General features: G+C 70.9%; 12 protein-coding genes. 6 read left to right on the top strand and 6 right to left on the bottom strand.

Translation table 11 applies throughout. The features are described from left to right. The first annotated feature begins 30 nt into the window (after positions 1 to 30). The 4 genes from ACQPXD_RS12595 (at position 31) to ACQPXD_RS12610 (ending at position 3,585) form a co-directional block, all read left to right on the top strand. A complete protein-coding gene (locus tag ACQPXD_RS12595; protein ID WP_432837910.1) occupies positions 31 to 771 on the top strand; it encodes a TauD/TfdA family dioxygenase in 741 nt (246 codons plus the stop codon). An 86-nt stretch (positions 772 to 857) separates the two neighbouring features. Beyond that, entirely contained in the window at positions 858 to 1,778 is a 921-nt protein-coding gene (locus ACQPXD_RS12600; RefSeq protein ID WP_432837912.1) for a UbiA family prenyltransferase, read from the top strand. 185 nt (positions 1,779 to 1,963) lie between these two features. After that, positions 1,964 to 2,947, top strand: coding sequence for a sensor histidine kinase (locus ACQPXD_RS12605; RefSeq protein WP_432837914.1), 984 nt, complete (start codon positions 1,964 to 1,966; stop codon positions 2,945 to 2,947). Next, positions 2,944 to 3,585 carry a response regulator gene (locus ACQPXD_RS12610; protein ID WP_432837916.1) on the top strand — a complete coding sequence of 214 codons (642 nt, stop codon included), beginning with the start codon at positions 2,944 to 2,946 and terminating at the stop codon, positions 3,583 to 3,585. The genes ACQPXD_RS12605 and ACQPXD_RS12610 overlap by 4 nt, the downstream gene beginning before the upstream one ends. 174 nt (positions 3,586 to 3,759) lie before the next feature. On the opposite strand, the gene ACQPXD_RS12615 is transcribed toward ACQPXD_RS12610, so the two are convergent. The 3 genes from ACQPXD_RS12615 to ACQPXD_RS12625 form a co-directional block, all read right to left on the bottom strand. After that, positions 3,760 to 5,463, bottom strand: coding sequence for a RyR domain-containing protein (locus ACQPXD_RS12615; protein ID WP_432837918.1), 1,704 nt, complete (start codon positions 5,461 to 5,463; stop codon positions 3,760 to 3,762). Positions 5,464 to 5,519: 56 nt separating this feature from the next. Continuing rightward, positions 5,520 to 7,652: a toll/interleukin-1 receptor domain-containing protein gene (locus ACQPXD_RS12620; RefSeq protein WP_432837920.1), complete on the bottom strand. Its 2,133-nt coding sequence runs from the start codon at positions 7,650 to 7,652 to the stop codon at positions 5,520 to 5,522. Positions 7,653 to 8,072: 420 nt separating this feature from the next. Next, positions 8,073 to 9,026, bottom strand: a complete 954-nt coding sequence (locus tag ACQPXD_RS12625; RefSeq protein ID WP_432837922.1) for a helix-turn-helix domain-containing protein — start codon at positions 9,024 to 9,026, stop codon at positions 8,073 to 8,075. A 164-nt stretch (positions 9,027 to 9,190) separates the two neighbouring features. Between ACQPXD_RS12625 and ACQPXD_RS12630 the strand changes: the two genes are divergently transcribed. Further along, positions 9,191 to 10,069 carry an alpha/beta hydrolase gene (locus ACQPXD_RS12630; RefSeq protein ID WP_432837923.1) on the top strand — a complete coding sequence of 293 codons (879 nt, stop codon included), beginning with the start codon at positions 9,191 to 9,193 and terminating at the stop codon, positions 10,067 to 10,069. 27 nt (positions 10,070 to 10,096) lie between these two features. Here ACQPXD_RS12630 and ACQPXD_RS12635 read toward each other — a convergent pair whose 3' ends face one another. The 3 genes from ACQPXD_RS12635 to ACQPXD_RS12645 form a co-directional block, all read right to left on the bottom strand. After that, entirely contained in the window at positions 10,097 to 10,747 is a 651-nt protein-coding gene (locus ACQPXD_RS12635) for a hypothetical protein (RefSeq protein WP_432837925.1), read from the bottom strand. 263 nt (positions 10,748 to 11,010) lie between these two features. Then, positions 11,011 to 11,997, bottom strand: coding sequence for an aldo/keto reductase (locus ACQPXD_RS12640; protein WP_432837927.1), 987 nt, complete (start codon positions 11,995 to 11,997; stop codon positions 11,011 to 11,013). Beyond that, positions 11,931 to 12,872 carry a helix-turn-helix transcriptional regulator gene (locus ACQPXD_RS12645; protein WP_432837929.1) on the bottom strand — a complete coding sequence of 314 codons (942 nt, stop codon included), beginning with the start codon at positions 12,870 to 12,872 and terminating at the stop codon, positions 11,931 to 11,933. Before ACQPXD_RS12645 ends, ACQPXD_RS12640 begins: the two co-directional genes overlap by 67 nt. Positions 12,873 to 13,029: 157 nt before the next feature. On the opposite strand from ACQPXD_RS12645, the gene ACQPXD_RS12650 reads away from it, so the two are divergent. Next, positions 13,030 to 14,052 carry a zinc-dependent alcohol dehydrogenase family protein gene (locus ACQPXD_RS12650; protein WP_432837931.1) on the top strand — a complete coding sequence of 341 codons (1,023 nt, stop codon included), beginning with the start codon at positions 13,030 to 13,032 and terminating at the stop codon, positions 14,050 to 14,052. Positions 14,053 to 14,063: the final 11 nt, after the last annotated feature.

Consider the following 14,063-nt stretch of genomic DNA (forward strand, 5'->3'; position numbering starts at 1 on the left):
CGCCACGGCAATTCGCTCACGGAGGTACCCGTGTCCTCATCACCGATCAGCATCCTGTCGCAGACCGACTTCAACGGCGACCCGCTCGACCCGGAGTTGCTGCGGCGCACGTTCGGCCAGCTCATGGAGGAGCACGGCTACGTGCTGATGGTCAACGTGCCCGACGACTTCGACCAGGTCAAGTTCTGCCGCTCGCTGGGCGCGTTCGTGCCGAACTACACCGGCGCCGTGGTCGGCGACGTGCGGCCCGAGCCCGGCATGGACGACGTCTACCACGCCGGCAACACCCGCCCGCTCACCCCGCACACCGAGGGCTACGACTTCACCGTTGTCCCGCCGCGGTACATCGCGCTGTGGTGCGTCGCGCCCGCGAGCGGCCCCGGCGGAGAGACCACGCTGGCCGACACGGCGCCGTGGGTCGCCGCGCTCAGCGACGACGAGCGCAAGTACCTGCTGGACACCGAGTTCGAGTGGAAAACCACCGAGGGCGTGAACCGGCTCGGCCTCGACCTGCACACCAAGCACCCGATCCTGGAGGAGCACGACGACGGGCTCATCGTGCGCTTCTCCTGCAACAACCTGAAGCGCGCCGAGGACGACCCGGTGGTCCCGGTCCAGCAGCGCTGGCGGGACGCCTTCTACGACCACCAGATCGCCGTCGACTACCACCGAAACGACATGCTGGTCTGGAACAACTGGCGGCTGCTGCACGCCCGCAACGCTTTCACCGACCGCAGCCGGCACCTGCGCCGCATCCAGGTCGCCGGCTGAGGGCGCGCCGAGCGATGCTGTCCGCACCAATGGCCGCACCGCCGGTGTTCGCCGCCGCCGCGTCGCCGGACGGCGGTTAGGTCGCCGTGGCCGTCGAGTCGTTACCCCTGGCAGGCGCGCGCCTGCGGGCCGGCGCCGCGCTGCGCACCGCGGCGCTGGTCTGGCGCGAGGCCCGGCCGGTCGTGCAGATCATGTTCGTGCTGCGCTTCCTCGCCGGCGCGGCCCTGGCCGCCGGGAACTCGGTGCTTTCGGTGCGCACCCTGGCCGGGCTGGTGACCTGGTCCGCCGCGGTCTGCGCGGTCTACCTGCGCAATGGCGTCGCCGACGTGGTCGAGGACCGCCGCAACGGCTCCACCCGCCCGGTGGCGGCCGGGCGGCTCGACGCGGGCCGGGCTCTGACGATCGCCCGGTCGCTCGCGGCCGGCTCGATCGTGGCGAGCGCGTTGCTCGATCCGCGGGCCGGGCTGCTCGCCGCCGCGATGGTGGCGCTGGGCTGGGCGTACTCGGCGGGCCGGCGGCCGCTCAAGGGGTCGGTGGCCGGGTTTGCGCTGATCGTGATCGGCGGCGGCCTGCTCACCTACCTGGCCGGCGCGCTGCTGGCCCACGGGCGCTGGTCGGCCCCGGCGTTCTGCTTCGGCCTGGTCATGTCGCTGTGGATGGCGACGGCCGGCTCCTCCAAGGATCTCTCCGACGTGGAGGGCGACCGGGCCGCCGGCCGCCGCTCGCTGCCGGTGCTGCTCGGCCCCTCCCTCGCCGCCGCGGTCATCGCCGGGGCCACCCTCGCCCTGGCCGCCGGGTTCGTCGCGGTCGCGGTGCTGCTCGCGCCCGCCCTGCGCCTGTGCGCGGCGGTGCTGGCGACCGGGGCGGCGGTCACCGCGGTGGCGCTGCTGGGTACCCCGCCGGCCGCGGGCCGGGCGCGGCGCCGCCGGGCCTACCGGGCGTTCATGGCGACGCAATACGCCACGCACCTGGGGCTGTTCGTCAACATCGCGGCGAGCGTCATCTGATACCGCACGACCCCCGCCCGCGAGATGCTTGCCGTACGGAAACATGTTACGTTCCGAAGTGGCTCGGGTATCACGCGTGAAGTACGGCATGGCGTGCCGTAGGGGGACTCCTTATCGTGGACCAACAGCAAGCTCCGATATTCACACTTGTCACTGATCAGCGGCGATTGGAAATCCACGAGCGCGTGATCGGGGGCCTCCGCTCGGCGCGCAGCGCGCTGCTGACGAATGCCGACCGGCTCCGCCAGCTCACCGATCAGATCGACGGCATTCTCGACGATGCCGAGCGCTGCATGGCCGGGGTACCGGCGGAGTCCGACGCGGGCCTGAGCGCCGCCATCGGCACCAGCCGGTCGAGCGACGGGCTGCCGCCGACGGAATCCATGCGCGCGGCCGGCATCCTGTTCGAGGTGGCGCTGGACGTGCTCACCCGGGACGAGCCGGACCCGGCCCGGGTCGCCACCCTGGCGCGCTGCCTCAACGAGTCGATCACCCAACGGGTCGGCCGGGCCGCGACCGCATACGTCACCGCCCTGCTCGAGCGCAACCGGCGCTCCCAGCGGGAGGAGCGGCAGCGGGTCGCCCGCGAGATGCACGATCGGGCGGCGCACAGCGTCGGCGTCGCCCTGCAGAGCCTGGATCTGCACGACGTCTTCGCCGGCCGGGAGCCCGAGCGGGCCGCGGCCCAGCTCGTCGCCGCCCGGCAGAGCCTGGTCGAGGCCATCGAGACGATCCGGGCCATCGCGACCGAGGTCCGCGACGCGCTCGGCGGGCGCGACCTGGGCGAGGCGCTGACCGCCTACGTCAACCGGTTCGCCGGCCCGCAGATCAAGAGCATGGTGCGGGTCGCCGAAGGCACGGCCGCGCTGAGCCCGGCGGTGGCCGAGGAGCTGTACCTGATCGTGCGCGAGGCGGTCTACAACACGTTCCTGCACGCCGACGCCACCCGGCTCGAGGTTCGCATCGAGATCGACGAGGCCGCGGTGCGGGCCGAGGTGCTCGATGACGGCACCGGCTTCGACCCCGCCTCCGCGACCGGCATCGGCATCGCGTCGATGCGCGAGCGCCTCGACGCCCTCGGCGGCCACCTGGAGCTGACCAGCCCGCTGAGCGGCGGCGCGGGTGTCCGCGCGGTCGTCCCGCTTCCGTTGCCGGCCCGGCGGCGATGACCGACGCCGGCGGGAAGCTCAGCATCGTCCTGGTCGACGACCACGCCCTGTTCCGCGAGGGGCTGCGGCAACTGCTCAGCTACGAGACCGGTTGCACCGTGGTCGCCGAGGGCGCCACCGGCGCCGAGGCCGTCCAGCTGGTCCGGGAGCACGACCCGGACGTGCTGCTGCTCGATGTCGAGATGCCGGGCCAGCCGGCCCTGCGCACGGTCGAGCAGGTCAGACAGGGCACCCCGCGCACCCGGATCGTCGTGCTCACCATGCACGACGACCCGCGCCTGGTCCAGGAGCTGCTCAGCCGCGGCGCGTCGGCGTTCCTCACCAAGACCATCGGCCGCGAGCAGCTGCTCTCGGCGATCCGGGCGGTCGCCGACGCCACCGACACCGTGCTCGTGTCGGTGCAGCGCTCGACGTTCGCCCAGATCGGCCGCGACGAGCCGGCGCCGAGCCTACTGTCGCCCCGCGAGCTGGAGGTGCTGCAGCTGCTCGCGCAGGCCTGCTCCAACGCCCAGATCGCCGAGCGGCTGTTCATCACCGAGGGCACCGTGAAGCGGCACTTGACGAACATCTACGGCAAGCTCAACGCGGTCTCCCGCGTCGACGCGATCCGCAAAGCGGCTTCGGCCAACATCCTCTGACCGGTCCAGCCCCTTGGCGGCGCCCGGCCCGGCCCGGACGAGCGCGGTCTTGATAGTCCCTTGTGGACACTTCAGCCGGCGAGAGGCGGAGCTCGGCAAGCGCTCGACGACGTGCGAGCATCCATGTCCTTGTGCTGACGCGGCGGCCGGCTCGAACAGGCCGGAGCACAGCGCTCAAGGCTGGGCCGGGGCGAACCGCACGATCTGCAGGCCACAGTCGGCGAGCACATCGTCGATCTCCCGTACCGCCGCCCGGTCCTTCTCCTGCTCCGCTTCGGACAGTTTCTCCCACGGGATAAGGCTCGGGTGACGCTTGGCGGTGTTGTCCCGCTGCTCGCCCCAGGTCCAGCCCTGCTTCGTGCTCTCGTCCATCCACCGCTCGTGTTCGTGCTCGGCGAGCACGTCCAGCAGGGGGTCGTCGGCGAGGTCGACGCCACTGCCGTCGGTGCGAGGGGCCACGGTGCAGCCGACAGCGGCGAGTTTCCGTCCGATGTCGCGGGTCTGGGCGACGTTCGCGTTCTTGTATTCGTCGGCCAGCTCCTCCCACGCGACCATCGTCGGCGAGCTGCCCATCGTGTTGCCCTTCTGCAGTTCCCGGCGCAGATAGTTGTGGTGCGTGAGCTGCGCCAGCCGTTCGTAGATGTCCTCGTGGATCCGGTCCGTCCCGCTCGCGTCGGTACCGACGACCAGTTTGCCGATGCAGACGGTGTGCAGCCGGCCCTCGACGTCGTCGAGCAGGCTGGTCGCGCTGGGACCGAACACGTCGGCGAGCCCCGACAGCCGGTCCAGGCGGACCACGATCGACCGCTCACCGCCCCGCCACAGCGACGCCATGGTGAGCGCCGCGCGCACCGCCTCGTCTTCGGCCTGGTGACACAGATACACCCGGTGCGGGATCGGGACGATCGGCGTGCGGAACGCGCGGGCGAGATCGGCGACCGGCTTCAGCTCGCAGGTCTCCGCGATCGCCGGCCAGCGCTGCCGCAGCTCCTGCTCGACGGCAACGGCGTCGGGATCCACCAGTACCACTTCGAGCTTCTCGTGCGCGCGTGCCGACACCTGCCACATCCGGGCCAGCTCGACGACGATCGATTGCCCGAACGGCCCGAGGCCGGCGACCACCACAACCGCATTGCCGCTGCCGAACGACCCGGCGTCGCGCTTGACCACCTCCCGGGCGGCCAGCTCGTCGATGTTGAAGAAGTCCGCGCCCGTCACCGGCTGGCTGAGGTGGCGGGCCCGCAACGCGAGGGCGTAGGTGGGGTCGCTGACGTGTGCGTAGACGTTGAGGTCGCCGGCTTTCTTGGTCCGCGTCTGCTGCCGGGCCAGCGCCGCGGCCAACACGTTGACGCTGCTGTCGTCGTGGTCGTCGGCGCACGCGTAGACGAACCTGGCGCCGGCCACACCGGCGTCCCGTAGCGACTCGGCGTCCCCGGCCGTCGCCCGCAGCACGGCGCGCCCGCTGCGGCGCAGTCCGTCGACCATCGCGTCGGCCACCGGCGTCTCACCGACGACGATCGTGTGCCCGGCCTTGCGGCGCTGCCCCATGCGCCGCCACTCGCTGGCGAACACGACCCGCGCCGCCTCGAACAATGCGTAGATGGTCGCCATCGGCGCCAGGAACCGGGCTACCTGCAGCGGCCACGGGAACGGCCCGGCACTGTCGAGCGGTGCCGAGCCCAGCACGAACAGCTGCAGGTCGTAATAGGCGAGGTCCCAGAAACTCCGGCCCAGGTTGTAGGTCGCGCTGCGCGAGTGCCACTCCAAGCCCCAGAAGCCGAGCAGGAGGGCGAGGACCGCCGTCGCCAGGAACCCGATCCGAGCGGTTGACAGGGCCCGCTCCCGAACGCTCTTCGCCAGCGGCATTGTTGTCGGCATGCTGCGCTCCTAGATGATCGCCGCCAGGAAGATCGGCGCATGTAGCTACCCGCGGATCAGATACCGAGCAGGCTCTGGGCGTCGTCGCACGGCTGCTCCATCTCGCCGAGCTTCTTCTGCACCAACGCCTCATCCCCGTTGCTGGATGCGTCGAGCGCCTCGAGCAGCAGCCTGAGGCACGTGCCGATGACGTCACGCTCGCGTTTCGACTCGGCGGTCTCCGCCTGCGAACCGCTCAACCGCTGTTGGGTGTCGGCCGTCATGCGCCGCTGCTCCTCGGCGATGCGTTGCTGTGCCTGGGCCACCTGCCGCTGATGATCCGCGTTGCGCTGCATGGCGAACGCGGCCCCCGCCGCGGCCAGGGCGAGGACGAGCAATGTGGACAGCACGGCCACCAGCCGACCGCGCTGCGCCCGGTCGTGACGAATGCTGCGGGTCAGGAACTCCTGCCCCTGCACGGTCAGCTGCACCGTGTCGGTCATCAGCAGCTTCCGGCCGCCGAACCGCCGGGTGGGACGCAGGCGTGCGCCGAGGTCAGCGACGGTGGCCGCGAGATGACCGCCGGTCCAGAGCCGATCGGCCGGTCGCAGCTTGCCGGACCACTCGGCGGCGGCCAACTCCAGCTCCCGGCGGCGGCGCAACGCCGAGCCGGCCGACTCGATCGCATGCGCCAGCGGCGGCCACGCGGACAGGAACGCCTCGTGCGCCACACCCACGACAACGTCGTCGTCGACCCGATCCGTCGTCACCAGGCGCCGCTTCGCGAAGGCATCCAGCTCCGCCCACGCCTGCTCGGTCAGGTCCGCCTGCCGCACCCGGGCCCGGGTGGGATTGCCGTCGTCGTCGACCGTGACCAGATGCAGCAGTCCGGCGATCACCGCGTCGGTGGTGCGCCCGCTCGCGGCGCGCGCCTCGGCCAGGGCGGCATCGGCCTGACCGACCAGTGCGCCGGCCACGCCGCCCAGCTGCTCGTACCGCTCCTCGGAAAGGTGCCCGCCGCGGTGGACGCCGATGGCCAACTGCTGGAGGGTGAACGCCAGCAGCGGCAACGCCTCGCCGGTATCGGTATCGGCGACGAGCCGCTGGACGAGGCCGGGATCGACGCTGATGCCGGCCAACCGCGCCGGGCCCTCGATCACCATGGCCAGCGCTTCGCGGTTCATCGGACGCAACGTGAAGACCCGTAAGGGAATGGTGGCGAGTTCCCGGTTGGCGAGCGTCCCCGCCAGGAACTCGGGACGCAGCGTCGCCGTCACGGTGACACTGCCGCCCAGCGCGGGGGCGAGGATCGCCGCGAACTCTTGCCGGGCGACCCCGTCCGCCCGCGTCAGCAGCTCCTCGAACTGGTCGACCACCAGCAGCATCCACCGCCGGCCCGAGCCCGGCGCGGCCAGCAGCAGCTCATCGACCAGCTCGACCAGCCCACGCTCGGCGGCCAGCCGCTCCCGCACGCCCGCCAAGGTCCAGACCAGGCCGAGCATGCGCCCGCTGGTGACCAGCTCCCGGACCAGCGCACCGACCGGATCGGCACCGGGCACCATCGGGCCCAGTGCCCACCATTCCGGGTCGGCGGCGATCACCGGTACCACCCCGGCACGGACCAGCGAGGACTTGCCACAGCCGGACGGCCCGACCACAACCAGCGCCTCGGCGGCGGCCTCGCGGGCCGACGAGCGGACCAGACCGGCCAGCTCGTCGATCTCCGTGGCCCGGCCGAAGAAGGCCCGGCGCAGGCCCACGTCGAAGGCCCGTAGCCCCGGGTAGGGACTACGGTCGTCCGGCCAGCCCTCGCCGCCCAGGGCGTCCACACCGCGCAGCGCCTCGATGATCGCGACCACCGCACCGCCCGGGTCGCGGGCGAAGTCGGCGTGCTGAACGCTCACCAGCAGCGGATGCAGCACGTCGGCCTGCACCGACAGCGGCAGCAGCCGGACCCCGAGCGTCTTCGCGATGGCCACTTCGGCGAACGACCATTGGCTGCCCAGGTAGGCGTCGCTGACCAGACTGACGATCGAGTCGGCCCAGCGCAGCCGTTGGTAGAGTTGCTTCTCCCAGTCGTCGCCGATCAGCAGCCCGTCGCGCCGATCGAGGTCGAGAAAGACCTCGTGACCGGCCGAGACGAGCTGTCTGTGCAGCTCGGCCGCGGTGGCGCTGTCCGAGCTGGCGTGGCTGATGAACACCCGTGCCACAGGCGCACCCTTCCCTCATGTGCCGCGAACGTACAACCGGCGTTTTCGGAACGCACCGCCCGTACGGCCAGTATCGGAAGAAGTGCAGCCAGTAAGAGTTGCCGCCGGAAGGATGGCGGCCGGCCCGTTACGACTGGAGAGCAGCCGGAAGCGACACCGGCACGGGCGGATAGCTCTCGCTCGGGGTCGAAATCATCGAGCCGATCCTTCGCGGGGTGAACCCGGCCTCGCGGGCGGCTTCCTCGAACTGCCGGTTGGAGCCGGCCTTGGCGGGTTCAGACCACGGACGGCAGCCTCCGTTCGGCCAACGCCACTGCGACGCACGGCGGTTATCACCCAGAGGCGTCGACGTCTATTGACGCGTTCGCCGCGTTGATCTCATTCTGGGCCGCACACGGAATCGCGACCTCGATGACCAGATCACTGATCTTGCGAGCGAGCGCCTCTTCTCCATTCGGAGGGGGACACGCCGAACTGTGCGCGGAACGAACGGGAGAAGTGTGCATGATCCGCGAAGCCGCAACGGTGGGCGATGTCCGAGACGGTCGAGAGGCCCCATTGGGGGTCCACCAGTAATGTGGCCGCGCGTTCTAGTCGGTGCCGCCGGATCATGTCGCCGAGATCGATCCCTCGCCGGGCGAGAATGGTGTACACGTACCGCTCAGATATCGAGAAGGCGGCGGCGATCGATCGCACTGAGAGCTCGGGGTCGCCCAGGCGGGTCTTGACGTGTTCCTCGATGCGGGTGGCGAGCGAGACGGCAGCGGCTTCCCGGCCAACAGGCGTGTCGGTGACAACCCGGGTAAGCAGGAGGCGGATCAGTTCGAGGATGGGCTTCTCGAGAGCGGATTGCTCGGGCTCTTGGGCGCGCGGTGCATTTCGTGCGGTGCTGCGCAGGAACGCGGAGACGGCCGCCGTGGTGGCCTGATCCGGCCGGATGGCGGAGTGCAACTGGTTGCGGATCAGGTGCCCTGGCAGTCCCAGCTCGTCGAGGGGGAGTTGGTACGTGTGCCGGCGGGCGCCGTCGGTGAACCGCAGCCGATAAGGGTCGGTAGTGACGTAGAGCCCGATGTCGCCCGAGTGCAGCGTCGTCGCGAGGTCGCCCCGCACAACGGTCGTGGTGCCGTGATCGATGACGGTGACCATCAGGCTCGGCCGGGCGTCGTCGCGGGTGAGCCGGTCGGTGCGGACCACGTCGCCGCCCTGCGCCTTCGTCGACAGCAGGTGCACGCAGCCCAGGTCGGCCACCCGGGAATGGACCACCAGGTCGGCGCCCGGGTGCGGGTCGAGCGCGAGCGGCACGGGAGCCTGCAGCATCCGCTCACGGAGGAACTCGATCCGGTCGGTGACCGGGAACTCTTCGAGATCGATCACGACACCCATCAGCACCCCCCCACGTATCGCCGTTAGCCTAGTTGCGGCCGTAAGGTCCGTACAGATCGCGCACAACGCAGTGCGGACGCGGTCAAGACGGTGGCGTGATGCGACACGCACGATGAGAACGACCGGAGCACCACCCAGACGAGACGGGATCAGCCATGGCAGAGCACACCGCGCCCACCCTGACGGATGCCGAACGAGCGGACATCGCTCGAGCCAACGCGTCCGGCCGCCGGCCCGTCGTCTTCGTGCACGGGCTTTGGCTGCTTTCCAGCAGCTGGGACCGGTGGCGGACGGTGTTCGAAGACGCGGGATTCACGACGATCGCGCCTGGATGGCCGGATGACCCGGAGTCCATCGAGGACGCGCGCGCGAACCCGGACGCCTTCGCGTCGAAGATGGTGCAGGAAGTGACCGACCACTACCTCGAAGCCATCGCCGAGCTCGCCGTGCGGCCCGCCGTCATCGGCCATTCCTTCGGGGGCCTCATCGCGCAGAAGATTGCCGGGGATGGAGCGTCCGTCGCCACCGTCGCGATCGATCCCGCGCCGTTTCAGGGAGTCCTGTCGGTGCCCTTTTCGTCGCTCAAGTCGTCCGCTCCGGTGGTCAGCCATCTGAGCAGCCTCAAGCACGGGGTCACGCTCTCGTTCGAGCAATTCCAGTACGGATGGGCGAACGCCCTCGATGACGATGAGGCGCGCGCGCTCTACGACGAGTTCCACGTCGCGGCGGCCGGTAACCCGATCTTCCAGGTGGTCAGCGCCAACCTCAACCCCTTCAGCGAGACCAAGCTCGACACGAAGAACCCCGGCCGGGGACCCCTGCTGCTCATCGGCGGCGAGGCCGACCACACCGTGCCTGTCAAGCCGACCGAACAGGCCTACACCATCCAGGCCAAGAACCCCGGCGTCACCGAATTCGTCGTGCTGCCCGACAGGGGCCACTCGCTGACCATCGACCACGGCTGGCCCGAGGTCGCCCAGACTGCCCTCGAGTTCATCGTCCGAGCCGGCGCGCTCCCAGTCACGTCCGCCTGAGCCCCCCGGCGCCGAACGAAGGAACCGCTACCGCGACAGCGCTCTGATCGGCCAGCGCAGGAAGAAGCGCTCCTCGCCGTCGATGCGCCGGTGGTCCAGCAGTTCGGCGCCCAGGAGACGGTATGGGCGCAGCCGCCGCCGGGTGCAGGTGGAGTAGGCGACGTCGTAGCCTCGTGCCACCAGGTCGCGGTAGCCGAAGTGCCGGATGAAACCGGCGTACGTCGACCGCGTCCAGGTGCGTCCGTCGTCGGCGCTCATCACGTTGAGGATCTCGCAGAACCGGCCGCCGGAGGGGTCTGGCTCCGGCGGTGCCGGCGGGTGGAAACCGAAGGACGCGGACCGCAGCCCGCGCTCCGGGACGAGGCTGACGCCATGGCGCCGATGAGCCTCGCTGCAGATCAGTCCCTGGCCGATGATCAGCGAGAGGTTGTCGTGCTGGAGGATGCGACCGTAGGCGGTTTGGTTGCCGATGAACATCCACTGGTTGGCGTCCGCGTCGGCCAGCATGGTGAAGACGCGGTGCAGCACCCGGTAGCGGACGAAGCGGCGCGACCCCAGCGGCCCCGCCCGCCGCGCGCGGCGCTGGTGGCCCTGCGGCCGGTGCGGCCCCTGCGGCCGGTGCGGCCCCTGCGGCCGGTGCGGCGTGCGGCCGGTGCGGTGTTTTGCTTCCGTGATCATGCGCCGGAGGCGTCCATTTGCTGGGATCCTCATGATCGCGGAGTGATAGTGCCGCTCCTGGTACATCATCGCTCCACGATCATGGAGATCCCGCCATTCGGGACGCTCCTCGGCGTGATCACGGAGAGAAAGCGCCGCACCGCGGGCCCCTTACGGTTCCTGGTCGTTCAACCAACGACCGGAGACCGCGCTCATCGCCGATCTCGACACGCCCGAACCTCAGCGCGGTCCGCCACCACCGCCGACTTCGACGCAGGCCCTAGCTAGAGGTTGGTGAGGCGCTCCAGGTGCTCGGGGTAGCGGGCACCCTGGATGTCGATCTTCGCGGCGGCGTCCTCGATCTCGTCGAGGTCGTCGGTGGTGAGCTCGACGTCGACGGCGGCGAGGTTCTCGTCGAGGCGTTGCAGGCGGCGCGTGCCGGGGATGGGCACGATCCACGGCTGCTGGGCCAGGAGCCAGGCCAGGGCGATCTGGGCGGGCGTGGCGCCTTTCCGGTCGGCGATGCTGCCGAGGAGGTCGACGAGAGCCTGGTTGGCGGCGCGGGCGTCGGCGTCGAACCGGGGGATGGTGGTGCGGATGTCGTTGTCGGCGAACGTCGTGTCGGAGGTGATGGTACCGGTGAGGAAGCCCTTGCCGAGGGGGCTGTAGGGGACGAGGCCGATGCCGAGTTCGGCGCAGGCCGGGATGACCTCGGCCTCGGGCCGGCGCCACCACAGTGAGTATTCGTGTTGTACGGCGGTGACGGGCTGCACGGCGTGGGCGCGGCGGATGGTGCCGGCGGCGGCTTCGGACAGGCCGAAGTGCTTGACTTTGCCGGCGTCGATGAGGTCCTTGACGGCGCCGGCGACGTCCTCGATCGGCACGTCGGGGTTGACGCGGTGCTGGTAGAACAGGTCGATCGCGTCGACGCGCAGCCGGCGCAGCGAGGCGTCGGCGACCTGCTCGATGTGTTCGGGGCGGCTGGACAGGCCGGTCTGGTGGCCGTCGGCGTCGAATGCGAAGCCGAACTTGGTGGCGATGACCACCTGGCCGTGGAACGGTTGCAGGGCCTCGCCGACGAGTTCCTCGTTGACGAACGGGCCGTAGACCTCGGCGGTGTCGAAGAACGTGACGCCGCGCTCGGCCGCGGCCCGCAGCAGGGCGATGTTCGTGTCGCGGTCGGGGCCGGGACCGTAGCTCTGGCTCATGCCCATGGCTCCGAACCCGATGGCGGAGACGGCCAGTCCTTGGCCGAGGGTGCGCTGTCGCATGCGGTGGCTCCCGGTGGTGACGTCGGCACGGTGCTGGTGGCCGCCCAGCTGGCCAGCAGCCGCAGGCCGTCCTGAGCGGGGCTTTCGGGTTCGGCGTGGTAGGCGGTCATGGTCAGGCCCGGGTCGGCGGGCAGCGGCATGGCCTCGTAGCCGAGGCTGAGCAGGCCGACGACGGGGTGGCGGAACTGTTTGACGCCCGTGTGGTGCAGCCGCACGTTGTGCGCGGCCCACAGTGTCCGGAAAGTGTCGCTGCGGGTGACGAGCTCGCCGACGAGGTCGGTGAGGGACTTGTCGTAGGGGTCGCGGCCGGCCTCGGTGCGCAGCAGCGCGACGGTGGTGCTGGCCGCGTCGTCCCAGTCGGGGTAGAAGGTCTCGGCGGCCGGGTCGAGGAAGCAGAACCGGGCGAGGTTCACCGGCCGCTGCTGGCCGGCGAACGCCGGTGAGTACAGCGCCTGCCCGAGTGGGTTGCTGGCGAGGATGTCGAGGCGGCCGTTGCGCACGAAGGTGGGGGCGTCGGTCATCGCGTCGAGCAGTTGCTGGACCGCTGGGCGGATCTGTTGCCGGCCGGGGCGGCGGCGGGTGCGTGGGGTGGTGTTGGCGGCGCGGGCGAGGTCGTGCAGGTGGGAGCGCTCGGCGTCGTCGAGCTGCAGGGCGCGGGCGATGGCGTCCAGGACGCTGTCGGAGACGCCGGTGAGGTTGCCGCGCTCGAGGCGGACGTAGTAGTCGGGGCTGACCCCGGCCAGGAGCGCGACCTCGGCGCGGCGCAGCCCAGGCACGCGGCGGCTGCCGCCGTACTGGGGCAGCCCGGCCTGGTCGGGGGTGATCCTGGCGCGCCGGGAGGCCAGGAACTGGCGTACCTCGTCCCGGTTGTCCACGCCCTTCACGCTACGGCCCGCCGCCGGGGGCTGAGGGGTCCTGTCATTACCTGCTTCAGCAGCCCCTCCCAGCTGGCCGGCGCCGCCGGTTGTATGGGTGACGCAGCCGCAGGCTGCCGGCGCTGACGCCGATCCGCCAACCACGGGGAGACCACTGATGCGAGCCACCATCCTGCACGCCCCCGGCGACGTACGAGTCGAGGACCGCCCCGACCCGGCGATCTCCGCACCCACCGACGCGATCGTCCGCATCGCCGCCACCTGCGTCTGCGGCTCCGATCTGTGGTCGTACCGGGGCGTCGACCCGGTCGGCGGGCCCGCGCCGATGGGGCACGAGTACGTCGGCGTCGTCGAAGCCGCCGGTTCGGACGTCACCACGATCCGGCCGGGCCAGTTCGTCGTCGGTTCGTTCTTCGCCTCCGACAACACCTGCGAGATCTGCCGCGCCGGCTACCAGTCCAGCTGCGTGCACCGCGAGCCGATCGGAGCGCTCGGGGCGCAGGCCGAACTGCTGCGGGTCCCGCTCGCCGACGGCACCCTCGTCGCCACGCCCGAGCCACCCGCCGACGACCTGGTCCCCGGCCTCCTCGCAGCCTCCGACGTGCTCGGCACCGGCTGGTTCGCCGCCGTCGCCGCCGGGGTACAGCCCGGCAAGACCGTCGCGGTCGTCGGTGACGGCGCCGTCGGCCTGCTCGCCGTCCTGGCGGCGAACCACTTCGGGGCCGAGCGGATCATCGCCATGAGCCGCCACGCCGATCGGCAGAAACTCGCCCTCGCCTACGGCGCCACCGACGTCGTCACCGAACGCGGCGACGACGGAGTCGCCCGCATCAGGGACCTCACCGACGGCCTCGGCGCACACTGCGTCATCGAAGCCGTCGGCAGCCAGGAATCGATGCTGCAGGCCATCCGCTCCACCCGGCCCGGCGGGCACGTCGGCTACGTCGGCGTCGCCCACGGCGTGCAACTGCCCGGCCAGGAGCTGTTCTTCTCCTACGTCCACCTGCACGGCGGACCCGCGCCCGTCCGCCGGTTCCTGCCCGAGCTGATCGAGCTGATCACGAACCGGACCATCGACCCCGGCAGGGTCTTCGACCTCACCCTGCCGCTCGACCGGGCCGCCGACGGGTACAAGGCGATGGACGACCGCTGCGCGATCAAGGCGCTCCTGCGCCCCTGACCTACCGCCCA

Source organism: Dactylosporangium sp. CA-092794 (genome assembly GCF_050948465.1).
GTDB lineage: Bacteria > Actinomycetota > Actinomycetes > Mycobacteriales > Micromonosporaceae > Dactylosporangium.